Origin of the sequence: Microbacterium sp. 67-17 (assembly GCF_001898325.1) — a bacterium.
In the GTDB taxonomy this organism is placed as follows: domain Bacteria; phylum Actinomycetota; class Actinomycetes; order Actinomycetales; family Microbacteriaceae; genus Microbacterium; species Microbacterium schleiferi.
This window is the reverse complement of the sequence record NZ_MKTR01000013.1, coordinates 99,681-118,395: the sequence shown is the minus strand read 5'-3', so window position 1 is coordinate 118,395 and position 18,715 is coordinate 99,681. Positions and strand designations below refer to the sequence as shown.

At 65.5% G+C, this 18,715-nt stretch carries 16 protein-coding genes and 2 tRNA genes; 8 read left to right on the top strand and 10 right to left on the bottom strand.

The features are described 5' to 3' along the window. Position 1: 1 nt before the first annotated feature. The 5 genes from BGO47_RS05765 (at position 2) to BGO47_RS05745 (ending at position 5,288) form a co-directional block, all read left to right on the top strand. Positions 2-937: an ACP S-malonyltransferase gene (locus tag BGO47_RS05765; protein ID WP_292709425.1), complete on the top strand. Its 936-nt coding sequence runs from the start codon at positions 2-4 to the stop codon at positions 935-937. Next, positions 934-1,935 carry a beta-ketoacyl-ACP synthase III gene (locus tag BGO47_RS05760; RefSeq protein WP_292709423.1) on the top strand — a complete coding sequence of 334 codons (1,002 nt, stop codon included), beginning with the start codon at positions 934-936 and terminating at the stop codon, positions 1,933-1,935. The genes BGO47_RS05765 and BGO47_RS05760 overlap by 4 nt, the downstream gene beginning before the upstream one ends. Positions 1,936-2,028: 93 nt before the next feature. Continuing rightward, positions 2,029-2,277 (top strand): acyl carrier protein, encoded by a 249-nt coding sequence (locus BGO47_RS05755; RefSeq protein WP_195691493.1) that lies wholly within the window; start codon positions 2,029-2,031, stop codon positions 2,275-2,277. A gap of 51 nt (positions 2,278-2,328) precedes the next feature. After that, the gene (locus BGO47_RS05750) at positions 2,329-3,564 is read left to right on the top strand and encodes a beta-ketoacyl-[acyl-carrier-protein] synthase family protein (RefSeq protein WP_292709419.1); all 1,236 of its coding nucleotides are present in this window, start codon (positions 2,329-2,331) and stop codon (positions 3,562-3,564) included. Positions 3,565-3,605: 41 nt separating this feature from the next. Continuing rightward, complete coding sequence (locus tag BGO47_RS05745; RefSeq protein ID WP_292709417.1) at positions 3,606-5,288, top strand: lipocalin family protein; 1,683 nt, start codon at positions 3,606-3,608, stop codon at positions 5,286-5,288. A 137-nt stretch (positions 5,289-5,425) separates the two neighbouring features. Here BGO47_RS05745 and BGO47_RS05740 read toward each other — a convergent pair whose 3' ends face one another. Further along, positions 5,426-5,929 carry a DUF3145 domain-containing protein gene (locus tag BGO47_RS05740; protein ID WP_292709415.1) on the bottom strand — a complete coding sequence of 168 codons (504 nt, stop codon included), beginning with the start codon at positions 5,927-5,929 and terminating at the stop codon, positions 5,426-5,428. 239 nt (positions 5,930-6,168) lie between these two features. Here BGO47_RS05740 and BGO47_RS05735 point away from each other — a divergent pair, with 239 nt between their 5' ends. Further along, complete coding sequence (locus BGO47_RS05735) at positions 6,169-7,758, top strand: SPFH domain-containing protein (protein ID WP_292709413.1); 1,590 nt, start codon at positions 6,169-6,171, stop codon at positions 7,756-7,758. Between the two features lie 209 nt (positions 7,759-7,967). Here BGO47_RS05735 and BGO47_RS05730 read toward each other — a convergent pair. Continuing rightward, positions 7,968-8,041: transfer RNA gene (locus BGO47_RS05730), tRNA-Ile, on the bottom strand. 28 nt (positions 8,042-8,069) lie between these two features. Further along, complete coding sequence (locus BGO47_RS05725; protein WP_292709411.1) at positions 8,070-9,077, bottom strand: DMT family transporter; 1,008 nt, start codon at positions 9,075-9,077, stop codon at positions 8,070-8,072. A gap of 56 nt (positions 9,078-9,133) precedes the next feature. Between BGO47_RS05725 and def the strand changes: the two genes are divergently transcribed. Further along, a complete protein-coding gene (gene def, locus BGO47_RS05720) occupies positions 9,134-9,700 on the top strand; it encodes a peptide deformylase (protein ID WP_292709410.1) in 567 nt (188 codons plus the stop codon). Positions 9,701-9,721: 21 nt separating this feature from the next. Here def and BGO47_RS05715 read toward each other — a convergent pair. The 5 genes from BGO47_RS05715 to dusB all read right to left on the bottom strand — a co-directional run bounded on the left by BGO47_RS05715 (position 9,722) and on the right by dusB (position 15,101). After that, positions 9,722-9,797, bottom strand: a tRNA-Asn gene (locus BGO47_RS05715). Positions 9,798-9,881: 84 nt separating this feature from the next. Next, the gene (locus tag BGO47_RS05710) at positions 9,882-10,670 is read right to left on the bottom strand and encodes an ATP-binding cassette domain-containing protein (protein WP_292709408.1); all 789 of its coding nucleotides are present in this window, start codon (positions 10,668-10,670) and stop codon (positions 9,882-9,884) included. Positions 10,671-10,723: 53 nt separating this feature from the next. Then, on the bottom strand, positions 10,724-12,619 hold the full coding sequence (gene dnaG, locus BGO47_RS05705) for a DNA primase (protein ID WP_292709406.1): 1,896 nt from the start codon (positions 12,617-12,619) through the stop codon (positions 10,724-10,726). Between the two features lie 9 nt (positions 12,620-12,628). Next, a complete protein-coding gene (locus BGO47_RS05700; RefSeq protein ID WP_292709404.1) occupies positions 12,629-13,945 on the bottom strand; it encodes a deoxyguanosinetriphosphate triphosphohydrolase in 1,317 nt (438 codons plus the stop codon). Then, positions 13,938-15,101: a tRNA dihydrouridine synthase DusB gene (dusB, locus tag BGO47_RS05695; protein WP_292709402.1), complete on the bottom strand. Its 1,164-nt coding sequence runs from the start codon at positions 15,099-15,101 to the stop codon at positions 13,938-13,940. Before dusB ends, BGO47_RS05700 begins: the two co-directional genes overlap by 8 nt. Before the next feature lie 70 nt (positions 15,102-15,171). Between dusB and BGO47_RS05690 the strand changes: the two genes are divergently transcribed. Further along, positions 15,172-15,675: a glutathione peroxidase gene (locus tag BGO47_RS05690; protein ID WP_292709400.1), complete on the top strand. Its 504-nt coding sequence runs from the start codon at positions 15,172-15,174 to the stop codon at positions 15,673-15,675. Positions 15,676-15,693: 18 nt separating this feature from the next. On the opposite strand, the gene BGO47_RS05685 is transcribed toward BGO47_RS05690, so the two are convergent. Together BGO47_RS05685 and BGO47_RS05680 are read right to left on the bottom strand one after the other, a co-directional pair. Continuing rightward, entirely contained in the window at positions 15,694-17,088 is a 1,395-nt protein-coding gene (locus tag BGO47_RS05685; protein ID WP_292709397.1) for a glutamate decarboxylase, read from the bottom strand. A 56-nt stretch (positions 17,089-17,144) separates the two neighbouring features. Further along, positions 17,145-18,605, bottom strand: coding sequence for an APC family permease (locus BGO47_RS05680; RefSeq protein ID WP_292709395.1), 1,461 nt, complete (start codon positions 18,603-18,605; stop codon positions 17,145-17,147). Between the last annotated feature and the right edge of the window lie 110 nt (positions 18,606-18,715).

Here is an 18,715-nt window from a genome sequence, read left to right as displayed (position 1 = left end):
GGTGATCATCGCCGTCTTCCCCGGTCAAGGCTCCCAAACGCCAGGATTCCTCGAACCCTGGCTGGACATCGATGGGGTCCGCCCACGTCTCGAGCAGTTCTCGCAGTGGGCAGAGGTCGACCTCATCGAAGCCGGAACCGATGCGGATGCCGACACCATTCGCGACACGCGTATTGCGCAGCCGCTCATTGTCGCCGCCTCCGTATTGTCGTGGGAGCTCTTCGCACAGCGGGTCTCTACGCCTGTCGACGGGGTAGCCGGGCATTCGGTGGGTGAGTTCGCCGCACTGGCAGCGGCTGGTGTCATTGATGCGGAGACTGCACTGCGCCTGGTCGGAATCCGCGGCCGGGCGATGGCGGATGCCGCATCGCTCGCTGACACGGGGATGAGCGCCGTGATCGGCGGCGACCAGGCAGTCGTCGAGGAGAGCCTCGCCGCGCTCGAGCTCACACCGGCGAACTTCAACGGCGGAGGACAGATTGTGGCGGCAGGTGCGGCCGCGGCACTCGCCGCGCTGAGCGCCGAGCCGCCGGCAGGGACCCGTGTGATTCCGCTTTCGGTTGCGGGAGCTTTCCACACGCACTACATGGCACCGGCGGTCGACACGCTGCGATCGGCCATCGCAGCCGTGACCCCGTCCGATCCAGGCCTGCAGCTGTGGACGAATCGGGATGGTTCGCGGGTAGGCAGCGGAGCGGAGGCACTCTCGCTCGTTGTCGATCAGGTCGCATCCCCGGTTCGGTGGGACGCGTGCATGCAGTCGTTCGCCGCCGCGGGCGTCACAGGGTTGATCGAGTTCGCACCCGGCGGGACCCTTGTCGGCCTCGCGAAGCGTGCCCTGCGCGGAGTACCCTCAGTCGCGGTCAAGACTCCCGAAGACCTCACGTCGGCGGCCGAGCTTGTGGCCACCGCATCCGCTCAAGGAGAAGCCGAATGACCGCGTCCCTTCGTCAGCCCCAGGGTGCTGCGCACACCCGGATCTACGCCTACGGCGCGGCCCGGGGCGAGCGAATCGTTCCGAACGATGAGCTCGTCGGCCCGATCGACTCAAGCGACGAGTGGATCCGCCAGCGCACCGGAATCGTGACCCGCGTGCGCGCCGTCGAGACGACGAACGCGATCGACCTTGCTACGGATGCCGCCGCCGAAGCCGTTTCGAAGTCGGGCGTTTCTCCGGACAAGATCGACGCGGTGATCGTCGCAACGATCTCCAACCCCCGGCAAACCCCGTCGGTTTCGGCGATCGTAGCGGAGCGCATCGGAGCGAAGGATGCCGCGGCGTACGACCTCAACGCTGCGTGTGCGGGGTTCGCGTACGGAGTGGGGCAGGCCGATGCTCTCATCCGCGGGGGCGGCGCACACTACGCCGTCGTGATCGGGGCTGAGAAGCTCAGTGACATCGTCGACCCGACCGACCGCTCGATCTCTTTCCTCCTCGGCGACGGTGCCGGTGCTGCCGTTGTCGGACCCTCCGAGACACCGGGGATCGGCCCGACGGTGTGGGGCTCGGATGGTTCGAAGGCCGACGCCGTCGGGATGAACCACACGCTGACCGAGTTCCGCGACGGCAAGGCACCGTGGCCCACGCTCCGTCAGGAGGGACCAACAGTCTTCCGCTGGGCGGTGTGGGAGATGGTGAAGGTTGCCCGTGAGGCCCTTGCAGCTGCAGGCGTCGAGGCATCCGACCTCGCAGCCTTCGTTCCGCACCAGGCGAACATGCGGATCATCGACGAGTTCGCCAAGCAGCTCGGGCTTCCCGAGTCCGTCGTGATCGGACGCGACATCGAGACGACCGGAAACACCTCCGCCGCCTCCATCCCGCTCGCCACGCACCGACTTCTCGAGGAACACCCGGAACTCAGCGGCGGCCTGGCCCTGCAGATCGGTTTCGGAGCGGGCCTGGTGTACGGCGCGCAGGTCGTCGTCCTTCCGTGACGCCCGAGCCTCGAACTCTAGACTGGCAGGACGGCCTCACCTGAGGCCCACACCGACCACAATCCATCCATATCAACCCAGAGGGAGATACCCATGGCACTCACAAACGACGACGTCCTCGCAGGACTCGCCGAGCTCATCACCGACGAGACCGGCATCTCTGCCGACGAGGTCGCCATGGAGAAGTCGTTCACGGACGACCTCGACATCGACTCGATCTCGATGATGACCATCGTCGTCAACGCCGAGGAGAAGTTCGGCGTGACCATTCCCGACGACGAGGTCAAGAACCTCAAGACCGTCGGCGACGCTGTCACCTACATCACGTCGAACCAGGCGTGACCCGATCTCCGGTGGGGGCGCCGCCCCCACCGGACCATCCCTGAGGACTACATGAGCAGTTCACGTATCGTCGTCACCGGTATCGGCGCCACGACCCCTATCGGAGGAACGGCGCCCGAGTCCTGGTCGGCACTGCTGGCCGGCGAATCTGGCGCGCGCTCGCTCGAGCACGACTGGGTTGCCAAGTACGAGCTCCCCGTGACGTTCGCGGCCTCGGCACGCGTCCCGGCAGACACCGTGCTCGCCCGGCCCGAAGCCAAGCGCCTCGACCCGTCGTCTCAGTACGCACTGGTCGCTGCCCGCGAAGCGTGGGCGGATGCCGGAACTCCGGACGTCGACCCCGAGCGCCTCGGCGTCGACTTCGCCACCGGAATCGGCGGACTGTGGACTCTCCTCGACGGGTGGGACACCCTTCGTGAGAAGGGCCCGCGTCGCGTCATGCCGATGTCGGTTCCCATGCTCATGCCCAATGCTCCTGCCGCGGCTATTTCGATGTATCTGGAGGCGCGCGCATATGCACGGACCGTGGCTTCGGCCTGTGCATCCAGCACCGAGTCGATCGTCAACGCGGTCGAGCACATCCGCCTCGGCCTCGCAGATGTCGTGATCGCGGGCGGCACCGAGTCGGTCATCCACCCGATCACCCTCGCCGCCTTCTCCTCGATGCAGGCCCTGTCACGCCGCAATGACGACCCGGCCCACGCGTCACGTCCCTACAGCATCGACCGCGATGGCTTCGTCATGGGTGAGGGTGCCGCCGCCCTGGTGCTCGAGACCGAAGAACACGCGCGAGCCCGCGGTGCCCGGATTTATGCCGTCGTTGCCGGCGGCGCGGTCACGGCTGACTCGTACCACATCACGGCTCCCGAGCCCGAGGGTCTCGGCGCCTCCCGAGCAGTTCTGCAGGCCCTTGCGCAAGCTGACGCCTCCGTCGATGACGTGACGCACATCAACGCACACGCCACCTCGACACCAACGGGAGATATCGCCGAATACAAGGCGCTGCTGTCGGTGTTCGGTGACCGCGTCCACGAGATCCCCGTGTCGGCAACCAAGGGCTCCACGGGACACCTGCTCGGCGGCACCGGTGCGCTGGAGGCGGTCTTCACCGTCTTGGCGCTGCACAACCGCATCGCCCCCCCGACGATCAACATCACGGAGCAGGATCCCGAGATCCCGCTCCGGGTGGGCGAAGCTGTCGAGCTCGGTGACGGCGATCACGTCGCGATCAGCAACTCCTTCGGATTCGGCGGACACAACGCCGTCGCCGCGTTCCGCAGCATCTAGGCACCTCCAGCCTGGCTGACCACGTGTGGAAGACTTCACCCGTGGGTTCTGTTCGCGCGATGGTGCTGGCTCCGGTCATGGCGCTGGCCCTCCTCGGGCTGAGCGCGTGCACTTTCGGACCTCCCACCGCGGCACCTGAGGGCTCTGCTTCCCCCTCAGCGTCACCCTCGGCAACGATCCAGGGACGTCACTCGACACCAACCACCACCCCCTCGGCAACGCCGACCGTTCCCCCCTCTCCAGCACCGTCACCACCGATCGGTCCAGGACGCGGCGGCAGCAGCGGTGGTTCCAGCCGCCCATCACCGCAGCCGACACCAAATCCCGCGCCGAATCCCACCCCGACGCCGACAATTCCGTCGGCGTGCCCCACCAGCAACACTCCCCCGACGGATCCCGTCCTCGCGTTCGGCTCGATCGCCCAGTACTCCTCGGTGCCGCTGGCACAGGGGCGCGACTGCACCGGATTCCGCGCCTACCTGTCGACAGGTCTCCCCCAGTACGACTCGCAGTCCTATGAGTTTTTCGGACACCTTGTCGGCAGTGACGGCAGCATCAACGCGATCGCCTTGATGTCACAGGGAAACTCCGTCATCCCGGGCCTTCAGGTACCCCTGCTCACCATCGAAGAGTCGGGGCTCATCTTCAACCGCCTCGACCAGAACACCGGCCCCGCGTTCGGTGGAATCGATGGCCTTGCCGGCATCACCGTCCCCACGACCATCAGCTACCAGCCCTGGCGCATCCACGTCGAACAGCAGAACCACGGACAACCAGCTCAGACGGTTGACATGAGGGTCGTTTCCGGCACCATCGGCGCCGTCGGCGCGCTCTACGAGCTCACCGTCTCGCTCGACACCGGGATCTACCAAACCGGCGTCAGCGAGCCGACCACACTGACCATCCGAGCACGCGACACGACTGGGATCATCCAATGGGGATACGGACCAAACGGGTTCTTCCCGCTGTGGATGTTCGATGGGGCGCCGCTGCCGGCATCCGGTGGCCCGATCACCACGACTGATCAGCGCACCGCGATCATGAACACGTATGGCGGAGACATCGGCCGGTATCTCGCTGCTACCGGTGACCCGATGGCCGGGCAGGGCTCGCACTACTACTCGATGCCGCTCGTCGAGGTCGAGTCGTGGTCGATTCAGATCGGATCGGCGTACGCGAGCGGCGGCACGGGCGGCGTGCTGTTCTTCGATAATCTGACCGAGACCTACAACGATTCCGCGAAGTACATCGTGAGCAACGGGTATGCCTGGACAGAGTTCTCGGTCCAGCTGCCCGATACCGAACAAGGCATGCTGATCGCGGTGACGGGCCAGCAGGACGTTGGAAATCTCTACTACGCCATGCTCGGCGGTGCCGGATCTTCGCAATCCGCCAACGGCACGCTCCAGCCGACCGCCAACTGGCCGCAGGGCGCGATCCACATCACGCCCGATCCGGCAAGCGCGTGGACCTCGCCGCATAGCTGCTACGTCTATGAACTCTCGTACGCGGTGACGTTGGATGCCTCAGCGTCACGTCCCGCTGCAGACCTCGTGTTCCGGGCCACCGCGCACGATCAGGAACTCAATGCCCTCGGACGCGCGGTCTACGAGGGACTTTTCTCCTACTCCGGTACGCTCGGCGGAAAGGCCGTCAGCGGGTACGCCTGGGGCGAGATCCAAGGGCGACCACCGGCCGGGCATCCGACGCCACCGAACTGCTGAAGCCGGACGCAGAACGGGTCCCTCTGCACCATTGCTCAGAGGAACCCGTTCTCATCGTCACGTGCTGCCACGCTCTCCCAGTGCCGGGAACCGTCTCATCCGACATCCGGTACGCACGCGCGCGGCACGCGAAGTCGTTATCCAACCTTGTGGAGCCACACCACGGGTGCATCGTCACTGGCGTGACGGAAGGGTTCGAGTTCGTCATCCCACGCTGACCCGAGTGCGACCTGCAGTTCGCGCTGCATGTCGCGGACGTCGCGTGCCGCGAGCTCCATCGCATACCGGATGCGATCCTCGCCGACGACGACATTGCCGGCGGCATCCGTCTGCGCGTGATGGATTCCGAGATCGGGAGTGTGCATCCACCGGGCACCATCCGAAGCGGCCGACGGATCTTCGGTGACCTCGAAACGCAGGTGCTCCCAGCCGTGCATCGCGGAGGCGATTGCTGCCCCGGTTCCGACCGGTCCCGACCAGAAGTACTCGGCACGCCGTGCACCGGGGAGCACAGGCTGGTCCGCCCAGTCGAAGTTCACCGCACGACCGAGCGCGCGACCCACCGCCCACTCCAGGTGGGGGCACAACGCCCGTGGCGCGGAGTGAATCATCACCACACCGCGCGTCATTGATGTAGCCATATCGATCTCCGTTCCGAGGTGCGTCTTCCCCAACGTCCTCAGGAGATCTGTGGCTGTTCTGTTATCGGGCCCATTATCGCCTGGGGCGAGCCGAATCACAAGCCTGTCATTCCGACGTGACCGCGGCGCGAACTGGGGCTTTGCCCGAGACCGCCCGTCTGAAAGGCTGGGTCGGGGGCCACACGCGACTCTCGCAGCGCGCCTCCTCTGGCGCGCTGCCCAAACCGAAGGAGACGCCCATGGAGGCAGCCGGTTTTGTCGGCATTCTGATCATCATCGGGGTGGCAGTCGTCGCAGCGATCATCGTTGCGCTCATCGGCCTCCTGCTCGCGAGGGCGTGGATCAAGGTGGCCCGCGCAGACGAAGCCCTCGTCATCTCGGGCCGCAAGCAGCGCGTCCAGACCACAGTGATGGATGCCGACGGCACCAGCAGGTCGGAGATGACCGAGTCCCCGGTCACCGTGATCGTCAACGGCAAGTCGCTCGTGAATCCCCTCACACAGCGCCACGAGATCATTTCGCTGCGCTCTCGCCAGGTCTCGCTGAATGCCGAGGCCCAGTCGCTCGACAACGTCACGCTCAACGTCGATGGTGTCGCGATCGTCAAGATCGGATCCGACCCGCTGTTCGTCCGCCGCGCCGCCGAGCGTTTCGCGTCACAGGACAAGGCGATCGAGCAGTTCACCACGGAGCAGCTCGAGGGGGCGCTCCGTGGCATCGTTGCGACACTGTCGGTCGTCGAACTCATGCGGGAACGCAAGAAATTCTCGGATCAGATCGCCGTCGATGTCTCCCATGAACTGGCCGAACAAGGTCTCATCCTCGACTCGTTCCAGATCAAGGGAATCACTGACGCGATGGGGTACATCCAGTCCCTCGGAGCGCCGGAGATCCAGGCCAAGCGCCAGGCCGCCGAGATCGCGCAAACCAACGCCGACCGCGCGATCAATCAGAAGAACATCGCGAACCAGGAAGCGAATCTGATCGAGCAGACGGCACTGGACACCAATACCGCCAATGCGAACGCCGGTATCGGTCGCGCTCGTGCTGAGGCCGAACAGGCTGAGCAGCTCGCGAGAGCTCAGGCTGAACAGGCGGTCTTGCAGCAGCAGGCCGAGAACCGGCAGGCCCAACTGGATGCCGACGTCAAGCGCGTCGCCGACGCTCAGCGCTACGAGGCCGAGACCCGGGCGCAGGCCGAGCTCTACACCCGCGAACGTGCCGCAGAGGCTGCCGCGATCGAGAAGATCAAAGAGGCAGAGGCTCGCACGCGGATCGCCGAGCAGCAGGCAGAGGCAGACCGCGCCCGCGCCGCGGGAGAGGCTGCCGCTGCCGAGGCGCGCGCCGCCGGTGAGGCTAGTGCTCTGCGTGCGCTCGCGGACGCAGAAGCCACGGCGAGGCGCCTGCGTGCCGAGGCGGAGGCCGACGCGATCCGGGCCGAAGGTCAGGCCCGCGCCGAATCGATCGAGGCCGAAGCAGAAGCCATCGCCTCCAACCAAGAGGCGATTCTGTCGCAACGTGTGCTCGATGTGCTCCCCTCGATCATGGCGGAGTTCGCGAAGGGTTACTCGGCGATCGGCAACGTATCGATCGTCGGCGGCGGCTCAGGCGAGGAGGGCGCATCCCGCGTCATCGGCGCCGACAGCGCGACAGCCATGAAGTCGGTCTTCGACAGCGTGCAGGCAGCGACCGGCATTGACCTCGCCGCCATCATTCAGGGTCAGACTGTCGGCCGCGCCTTCGGTACTGGCATGGCGGATGCAGCTGGCGGAGAAGCATCCGCGCCGGTTGTTGCCTCTCGGCGCACATCCAAGCCGAAGGCGGAGTAACGCTCGACGGCAACACCCCCACAACGAACAGAACCCCGCCAGCAAGCGGGGTTCTGTTCGTAGGGCGGGTGGGACTTGTCCCTTTCGCCCCTCCACGGCCCGCTCCGCGACCCGCGGAGCCTCCGGCGAACGGGGCCCACCCACGAGTGCGCTCGACGGCAACACCCCCACAACGAACAGAACCCCGCCAGCAAGCGGGGTTCTGTTCGTAGGGCGGGTGGGACTTGAACCCACGATCGTCGGGTTATGAGCCCGCTGCCTTGACCAGCTTGGCCACCGCCCCCTGCCAGATCAGCGTACCGGGCGTCCGCTCACGACGAGGACTTCTGCCCGTCGTCGGATGAATCGTCGGACGAGCTTGCGCGCGTGAACGGTAGCTCCAGACTGTCGCTGATCACCTGCGGGTGGTTGCGCGCCAAGCTGATAACTCCGTAGATCGCCAGTGCGCCGGCGATGCCGAATCCGATGAAAGCCCACAGTGGCGCCGTCTCGGCCTCTTGCAGTACGACCAGGCCGATCGCGACCGCAACGATCGGGTCGATCACGGTCAGACCCGCAATCACGAGATCGGGTGGTCCCAAGCTGTACGCCGTCTGGACGAAGTAGGCCCCGACCGCCACCGCAGCCAGCAGGGCAACGACGCACAGCAGAGTGAGCCAGTCGAAGTTCTGGTCGCGGATCCGACTCAAGACGACTTTCGCGAGCGTCGCCACGAACCCGTACAGAACCCCGGAGGCGACGATATAGAACAGCGCGAGGCCGTGCTTGCGGAAAACGAGCCAGAGAACGGCGAAGATGACGATGGTAACGGCCAACAGGCCGAGGATGATGAGCAGCTGCGCTTGGGTGACGGGACGCTCGGTGGCGAAGAACGCCGCAATCGTGACGAAGATGAAGATGCCGCCGACCGCGGCAACGATCGACCGGATGGATTGGCGGGTCGGGCGGTGTCCGCTGATGCGCGCGTTCAACAGCGTCGTGATGACCAGCGAGACGGCGCCGAGAGGCTGGACGACGATGAGCGGCGCTACGGAGAGTGCAGCCAGCTGACACACGATGGCCAGGCCGAGCATGATGGTGCCTGCGAGCCACGACGGCCGTCGCAGCAAGTTCAGCAGGTGGTTGCGGTCGAGTCCGTTCCCACCGGACCGGCCGGTGACCTTCTCGACCTTCTGGACTCCCCGGTACTGATACTGGGCGCCGAAGGACATGAAGATGGCGCCGAGCAGCGCGAGAGGGATCCCGGCGAGAATAGCGGGGTCGCGGAACGCCTCGGTGATCTGGTCGGTCACACTTGCCGACACGGTCAGGAGGAGCACCTCTCGACCCTATCCCGGCGTCGGCCAGACACCGCGTGTCTCAATAGGCTTGTCGCATGGCTGTTCTCGCGATCCGCATCATGGGCGATCCCGTCCTTCACGCTCCCGCCGCTCCCGTCGCCGAGATCGACGATGACATCCGTCAGCTCGTCCAGGACATGTACGAGACGATGGATGCCGCGCCCGGCGTGGGTCTCGCCGCCCCTCAGGTGGGCGTGGGGCTTCGGATCTTCACGTACAGCTACACCGATGACGACGGTGCGCCATGGCGCGGCGTCATCATCAACCCGGAACTGTGGATCGCTCCCCTCGAGCCGGGCGAGCCCGATCCCGACGAGGAGTCTGAAGGCTGCCTGTCCTTCCCTGGTGAGCGCTTCCCGCTGCGGCGCTCCGAGCGTGCCCGGGTTACTGGAATCGATCTCGAGGGTAAGCCGGTCGACATCGAGGTGGACGGCTGGCGCGCCCGCATCCTGCAGCACGAATTCGACCACCTCGACGGCGTCCTTTATGTGGACAGGCTCGGCGACCGCGACTGGCGAACCGCTCAGAAGATCTCTCGCAAGCGCGGTTGGGGAACACCGGGAAACTCGTGGATGCCGGGAGTCGACGACCTCGACGCCTGAACCATCCACGAGGATAAGTAATGGCTCCCCGGCTTGGACTCGAACCAAGAACCTATCGGTTAACAGCCGATTGCTCTGCCAATTGAGCTACCGAGGAATATGCCCGCCGCAGCAGGCAACCCCACTATCTTAGCAAAGCCGACAGGGTGTCAACGACGCGGGCCAACCTCTCGGCGCGCCGTCAAGACACGACGAAGCGGCGGTCAGCTTCTGCGCTCGGCGTCCAGATGAGATCGTTCGTGCCGTGGCCGAAGGCGACGACGTGTCCGCCTCGCAGCACGAGCACGTTGGCATCGAGTTCCTTCACAGCTTCGGGGTCATGCGTTGAAATCACGGCGGCCATGCCGGTGTGATCGCGCCGCCGCGTGATGGCCTCGCGTGCCGCTTTGCGGACTTCGACATCGAGATTCGCGAATGGTTCGTCAGCCACGAGAACTCGCGGATCGACGACGAGGGCTCGGGCCAGAGCCACGCGCTGACGCATCCCAGCTGACAGCTCGTACGGGAACTTACTGGCAGCACCGAGGGGAAGCATGAGCTCATCGAGCAGCCCGGCGACCCGGATCGCAAGGGCCTTCTGATTGATCCGGCGCTCTCGCGAAGTGATCGGCTCTGCAATGACCTCTGAGACCGTCAGCCGGGACGGCAGGTGAGCTCCCGCAGATTGCGGCAGGTATCCGGCAAAGTAGGTCAGTTCACGGATGGCCCTGCCCGGCCGTCGCACCGAGATGCCGTCGACGAGCGCGTCTCCCCCGGTGACCGAAACCCCCTCGTGTGCACGACCGGCAAGTACTGAGAGCAGACTCGACTTCCCGGCACCGGTAGGACCCATGAGCGCCAGGACCGAACCGCGCGCCACCGTGAAGGTGATCCCGTCGATGAGCTTGTCGGTCTCACCGCGACCGGAGTGACTGATCGAGAGGTCCGAGCACACGATCGCCGCTTCGGTGGCTCTGCGACGAGGAGACATACCCTCATCCTGCCGTGCCGTCGCGTCGGGATCCAGTCTGGACTCCGGCGCGATCAGCGTTCGACGTCACCTGTCCAGCGCTGCCGCTCGAGGTCGAGCTCGCGCAATTGCAGCCGAATCCGGCGCCCCTCCTCCGAGTCCGGGGGCACACGCTGGACCGCGCGAACCAATTCTGCCTTCTCCGTGTCAACGCGTCGCACGATGAGTCTGCGCATCAGGTCGGATGCAGACGCCGCAGCATCCGTCTCACCGAGAGCCGGGAACGCCGACATCAGCAGCTCCGAGCCGAGAGCGCGGTAGGGCTCGCGGATGGTGTCAACAGCCTGCACTGCCCATCCTGCTCGCGTGTAGTCGGGCGCATCGACGACGGCGGCACGAACGGCATCGAGCGCAGGATGCTGGAACGCCGCTCCCAGGGCGCGCCGGACGGTCGCATCGTCGAGGCGGTGTCCGAATTGCAGCGCAGCCATGAGCGCGTCGCGCTCAATCACGACATCGCGCGTGCGAGGAAGCGACGCGATCGTCGGGACCAGCACCGGTGCGGATGCCGCGGCAGGTCCATCATCCGGATGCTGGCGCTCGGTTGCCGCACCGTCGCTCCCCCGTCGCTGCGGCGCGCCACCCGCGTCGCGGGAGCGGAAAGCCCGAGTCACCGCAGCGCCCACCTCATCGAGGTCGAGTCCGATCCGGCGCGCAAGCACACGAACGTATCCGGGCCGCAACGAGGGGTCTCGGATGTCGGCGACCACCGGCGCCGCCGCCCGAAGCGCCGCAGCCCGCCCCTCTACAGTTCCGAGGTCGTACTGTGCGAGACGCTGGTCGATGACGAACTCGAACATCGGCGCTTTGGTCGTCATGAGGGCGCGCACCGCATCGTCGCCGCGGGCGAGGCGCAGATCACACGGGTCCAGCCCGTCCGGGGCCACAGCGACGTAGGTCTGTGCCGAGAAGCGCTTCTCGTCGGCGAAGGCCCGCAGGGCAGCCTTCTGGCCCGCCGCATCGGGATCGAAGGTGAAAACGACCTCTCCCCCGCTCGAGTCATCACCCATAACGCGCCTGAGCACCGTGATGTGGTCGCTGCCGAAGGCAGTGCCGCACGTCGCAATCGCCGTCGTGATGCCGGCGAGGTGACACGCCATGACGTCGGTGTAGCCCTCGACGACCACGACACGGTGCTCCCGAGAGATGTCACGCTTGGCCACATCGAGGCCGTACAGCACCTGCGACTTCCGGTAGATCGACGTCTCCGGCGTGTTCAGATACTTCGGGCCCTGGTCGTCTTCGAACAGCCGTCGCGCACCGAAGCCGACGACTTGGCTCGTCACATCACGGATCGGCCAGATGAGTCGGCCACGAAAGCGGTCGTACCGCCCGCGCTGGCCTTGCGAAAGCAGTCCGGCAGCCAGAAGCTCCTCACGCGTGAACCCTTGCGCAGCGAGGGCGTCCGACAGGTTCGACCAGCCCTTGGGCGCAAAGCCCACCCCGAAATGAGCAGCGGCAGCAGCGTCGAACCCTCGCTCGCCCAGAAACCGGCGTCCGATCTCGGCCTCGGGCGTCAGAAGTTGGGCGCGAAAGTACTCGGCAGCAGCAGCGTTTGCCGCATAGAGGCGACTGCGTCCCGAGTTCTCCGGGGCTGCGCCGCCCTCCTCGAAATGAAGGGTGTACCCGATGCGGCCAGCCAGGCGTTCGACGGCCTCGGTGAAGCTCAGATGGTCCATCTTGCGCAGGAACGAGTACACGTCGCCCGACTCGCCACACCCGAAGCAGTGATAAAAGCCGACCTGTGGTCGCACGTGGAAGCTCGGACTGCGCTCGTCGTGGAAGGGGCACAATCCCTTCAGCGAACCAACACCAGCGGACTTGAGCGCAACACGTTCGCCGATCACATCCGCGATGTTCGTGCGCGCCTTCACCTCGTCGATGTCGGCCTGAGCGATACGTCCTGGCATCCGGACGCCCTACTGTGCCCGCGTCGGCGTGCGAGGTACCCAGATCCCGAGGGATGCGACATCGACGTCGCCGACAAGCCGGCCGTGCCACGAGATCGCATGCTGATCGGTCAGGCTTGCGACCTGATCGACGATCGTGCGGCGCCGCTCGCGGTCGCTCGCGGCATCATCGAAATCTTCGCGGTGCACGGCATCCAGCTCGTGCGGATTCTCCCAGAGCGCTGTGGCCAGGCGCTTGAGCAGGCGCCGCTGCTCCTTGTAGAGCGCCTTACGACCATCGATGCTCACCACCACAGCACCAATGATGCCCTTGAGCACCCCCATCTCGGCCTCGATCACGCGAGGCACCACAACGTGAGCATGGAAGCGCGTCAGATCCGGGCCTCCGGCGGCCGCGCGGGTCGCCGTCACGGCGGCACGGGCGAAACGTCCGATGAGGTCGCTGGTCAGGTTCTTCAGGCGCGCAAGGTCGGAGCGGGTGCCCGAAAAACTCGCGACCCATTCAGGCATCCGCATCAGGCGATAGAGGGCATCTTCGAGCTCGTCTCGCGCGAAGTCGTAACCCACCCAGGTCTGGATCGCGGTGATGAGAGCGTCATGCTCGGCAGGATCGGCCAGGCGCGCCGGATCGAGGTAGCCGTTGACAATCGCGTCTTCGAAATCGTGGACCGAATAGGCGATGTCGTCGGAAAGGTCCATCACCTCGGCTTCGATGCAGCGCACGCGCCCAGGAGCTCCCTCGCGCATCCAGGTGAAGACCGCCTCGTCCTCGTCATAAACCCCGTACTTGAGCCGCCCTCCCGGGTCGGGGAGCGGATGCTCAGAGGTCCAGGGGTATTTGCACGTGGCATCCAGGCTGGCGCGCGTGAGATTCAGTCCGTGGCTTCGACCGTTCGCGTCGATGACCTTGGGCTCCAGACGTGACAGGATCCGCAGGGTCTGCGCGTTCCCCTCGAACCCGCCGATGTCTTCTGCCCAGTCGTTCAGAGCGCGCTCCCCGTTATGACCGAAGGGGGGATGCCCCAGATCGTGACTGAGGCACGCGGTGTCGACGACGTCGGGGGCCAGTTCGAGCGCCGTGGCAAGCTCGCGTCCAACCTGGGCGACCTCGAGCGAGTGGGTGAGACGGTTACGAGCGAAGTCGGCCGGGCTTGCCGGGCTCAGAACCTGGGTCTTGGCGGCAAGCCTGCGAAGCGCGGCCGAATGCAGCACGCGCGCTCGGTCCCGCGCGAAACCGTCCCGCTGCGATCGGTGGTGCTCGCCGTAGAAGCGTTCGGCATCGGCATCCGCATACCCGCGATGCACCGGGATGCCTCGCTCAGCCACCGCTGTGGTCCAGTTCGGCGTCGGCCAGCGCGCACGAGTCGACGCCGTCAATGTCCTGAGAGTCGAGCCAGCGGTCCGGAAGCGCGGGGCGCTTCGGGCTTCCGGCTCGCCCACGCTGACCCTCCGCGGCCGTTCCGGGATAGGGAGCTTCGAGATCCAGCTCCGCGAGAAGCTCGTCGATCTCGGCGATGGAGGATGCCGTTGCGAGCCTGGCGCGCAGGTCACCGCCCACCGGATAGCCCTTGAAGTACCAGGCAACATGCTTTCGGATGTCGCGGCATCCACGGCCCTCGTCCTCGAAGAACTCCACCAGAAGCTCAGCATGCCGACGGAAGGCGCGGGCGACGAAGCCGAGGTTTGCATCGACGATCGGTCCGGCATCCACGTCGAATGCCCGTGCCAGCTCTCCGAACAGCCAGGGCCGCCCGAGGCATCCGCGACCCACCACGACGCCGTCACACCCTGTCTCGGCCATCATCCGTGTCGCGTCCTCGGCTGCCCAGATGTCGCCGTTGCCAAGCACCGGGATCGAGCTCACGTGCTCTTTGAGGCGGGCGATCGCTTCCCAGTCAGCCTCACCCGAGTAGAACTGGGCGGCTGTGCGGGCGTGAAGTGCGACGGCGGAGACCCCGGCATCTTCGGCGATCCTGCCGGCCTCAAGGTAGGTGAGATGGTCGTCATCGATTCCTTTGCGCATCTTCACCGTCACGGGGATCGGTCCCGCTGCGGCGACGGCGCGCGTCACGATGTCGCGGAACAGGCCGAGCTTCCACGGGAGGGCGGCACCGCCTCCCTTGCGCGTGACTTTGGGGACGGGGCATCCGAAGTTCATGTCGATGTGATCTGCGCGGTCCTCCTCGACAAGAACCCGTACCGCAGCCTCCACCGTGGCAGGATCCACGCCGTACAGCTGAATCGACCGCGGCGTCTCGGACTCGTGATGAGTGATCAACCGCATCGTCGTCTCGTTGCGCTCCACGAGCGCACGCGACGTGATCATTTCGCTGACGTAGAGGCCCGCGCCGTACTCGCGACACAACCGCCGAAACGCCGTGTTGGTGATCCCGGCCATCGGTGCGAGCACGACCGGCGCATCGACCGTGATCGGACCGATGCGCAGCGGCGCGACGGACGTGGCGGACGGTGATGAGGGCATCCACCCATTCTCCCAGACCTGCGCGTTGCCGCGCCGCGCTGTCCCTCGGGGGCGACGGTAGCCTGAACCCATGACCGACGTGCAGCAGGTTTCCCTCCGCGACATCCCCTTCACGACAGCCGACGGCGACACGGCGACGCTGGCCGACTACGGTGACGGTGTCGTGCTGGTGGTCAGCGTCGCCTCGAAGTGCGGTTTGACGCCACAGTACGAGCAACTCGAGCAGCTACAAAAGACCTACGGCGCTCGCGGATTCACCGTCATCGGGTTCCCCTGCAACCAGTTCATGGGGCAGGAGCCGGGCAGCATGGACGAGATTCTCGACTACTGCGCGACCACCTGGGGAGTGTCGTTTCCGATTGCCGAGAAGATCAAAGTCAACGGCTCGCACGCCGCCCCGCTCTACAAGGCACTCAAGAAGGCGAAGGATGCCGAGGGTAAGCGTGGGCCTGTGCTGTGGAACTTCGAGAAATTCCTGCTCACCCCCGACGGCACGGTCCACCGGTTCCGCCCGACGACCAAGCCCGACGACCCGGCGGTTGTCGCTGTGATCGAGAGCAGCCTCGTCAACTGACAGCGCTGCTTTTCTGACTCAGTGGTGGAAGCTGCCCGCTTCCTCCTCAGTCATCGGCACCGAGACGGGGTGCTTGTCGAAGTGGGCGATGGCGTCGCGGTAGTCGTTCATCAGAAGGGATGCCTCGTCTCGGCTGAATCCGGCGCGAACGAGGATGCGCTGCACTGCCATGTCCTCGCGGTGCGCGGGCATCGTGTACGCGGGCACCTGCCATCCGCGGGTACGAAGGCGGTCGGCGAGATCGAAAAGGGTGAACGGATGCTCCACTCCCTCCTTGAGCTTCCACGACACAGCCGGGATCCCCACCTCCGGGCTGCCGTCGTTGATGATGTCGAAATGGCCGAGCGCCGCGATCTCTGTTGCCAGGTACATCGCCGTGTCGTAGCAGGCCTGCTGGACCCGACGGTAGCCCTCTTTTCCGAGGCGGATGAAGTTGTAGTACTGAGCAATGATCTGACCGCCCGGCCGCGAGAAGTTCAGCGCGAACGTGGGCATGTTGCCGCCCAAGTAGTTGACCTCGAAGATCAGGTCCTCGGGAAGGTCTGACGCATCACGCCACACCACCCAGCCGACGCCCAGCGGCGCGAGACCGAACTTGTGACCGGACGCGTTGATCGACTTGACTCGCGGGAGACGGAAGTCCCAGATAATGTCCGGCGCGGTGAAGGGAGCGAGGAATCCGCCGCTGGCACCGTCCACGTGCATCGGCACATCAAGACCGGTGCGCTCCTGAAGACCGTCCAGCGCGTCACTGACCGCCTGGACAGGCTCGAAAGCCCCAGTGAACGTCACCCCGAGCGTCGGCACAACACCGATCGTGTTCTCATCAACCCGCTTGAGAACCTCCTCGGGCGTCATGATCAGCCGATCCCCTTCCATGGGGATTTCCCGAAGCTCGACGTCCCAGTACCGGGCGAACTTGTGCCAGCAGACTTGCACCGGCCCGCAGATGAGGTTGGGCTTGTCGGTCGGCTTACCTGCCGCCCGCTGCCGCTCCCGCCACTTCCACAGCAGCGCCATTCCGCCGAGCATTGCGGCTTCGCTGGAGCCGGTCGTGGATGTTCCGAGCGTGTTCGCGGCCTCGGGTGAGTTCCACAGGTCCGCGAGAATGTGGACGCACCGAGCCTCGATGGCTGCGGTCTGCGGATACTCGTCCTTATCGATCATGTTCTTGTCGAGCGTCTCGACCATCAGCTGTCGGACCTCGGGTTCGAGCCAGGTCTGACAGAAGGTTGCAAGGTTCTGCCGCGAGTTTCCGTCGAGCATCAGTTCGTCCGAGACCACCTGATAGGCGTGACGGGCGAGGTGCTCCTTCTCCGGCATCCGGAACTTCGGCAACGCGACCGAAAGATCCGTCGACGCGAAGACCTCGTCGAACAGCTCGTCGCGGATGTTGTCACGTTCGTGAAGCATGGTCGTGCGTCCCTCCGGGTTGTGGTTGAGAGTCTTTCAGTTCCGGCCCGCACACGTCAGGGCGAAGGCGGCGTGTTCGGCCCCGGCTCCGGTTCGTGTACGTGCGAGACATCGGGATGCACCTTCCAGCTCGGCTTGCGCACCGCATACAGGATGAACGGCCAGATCCCGAGGGCGACGATCCCCCCGACAAGGAACAGCGTGTATGGCAGCTGTCCGACGCCACTGCCTGCCGGTTCGACGAAACCGATCAGGAACGCGAGCAGGCTCGCGACGAACCCGATCCACCCGACCACCGGCATCGCGGGAACCCGGAATCCCCGCTGCACGTCCGCATGCGTGCGCCGCAGACGCATGGCGGCGAGGAACATGACCATGTACATGATCAAGTACAACTGCACTGCCATCGCCGAGAAGATCCAGAACACGCTTTGCACCGATGGGATCATCGCGAAAACGATCGCCAGCACCGTCACGATGAGCCCCTGCACGATCATGATCGGCGACTGCATGCCGTACTTGTTGGTGCCCTGCAGTGCCGGTGGGAGGTAGCCCTGGCGGCCCACCAGCAGGAGCCCCTTGCTCGGTCCGGGGATCCAGGTGACGACGGAAGCCAGGATGCCGAAGACGATGAGTAGCGACATCACCGTCGTCGCCCACGGGATGCCCAGCTGCTGGAAGAACACGTCGAAGGCCTGCAGCACCCCCTGGGTGAGATTGACCTTGTCGGCAGGGACGCCGACCGAAATCGCCAACGTCGGGAAGATGAAGACAATGAGGATCAGAACCGCGGAGAGCACGATTGCGCGCGGAAAGTTGCGGCGCGGCCGATCCATCTCATTGACGTGAACGGCGTTCATCTCCATGCCGGCGTACGCCAGGAAGTTGCTCACGATGAGCACGATGCTCGTGATCCCGGTCCACGCTGGCATCCAATCCGCGGCCGCCGGCGCGGGCAAGTTCGACGCTCCTCCCCCGGTCAGGAACAAGATCGCGAACACCACGAGGCCAACCGACGGCACGATCGTCCCGGCGAGGAATCCGATACTGCTGACCGATGCGAAGGCCTTCACACCACGGAAGGCGATGAGGGTCGATCCCCAGTACACGACGAGGATGACGAAACCGGTGAACAGGCCATTGCTAGCCAGCGCGGGGTTGAACACGTAGGCCAGCGCCGTGGCGAAGAACGCGAGCTGCGCCGGGTACCAGACGACGTTCTGGATCCACTGCTGCCAGATGGCGCTGAAGCCCATGCGGTCCCCATACGCTTCCTTGACCCAGACGAAGACGCCTCCCTTCCATCCGCTCGCGAGTTCCGCTGCCACGAGTGCCACGGGGATCATGAACACGATGGCGGGCAGGATGTACAGGAAGACGGATGCCCAGCCGTACACCGCCATGGCAGGCAAGCCGCGGACGCTCGCAACGGCGGTAGCGATGAGCAGTGCCATCGTCGTTGCCGACATTCCTATGGCCGGCGCGGCCGCCGTGCGAGAGCGTGGTGCAGTGCTCATCCTTCAGCCCCCTTGCTGTGCGTAGGTCGCACTCCCTCGTACCTGGATTACTCCCGGCGCGCATGCAGACACAGGGACGAAGGTCACGTGGGGACGGGGGGCCTCACCAC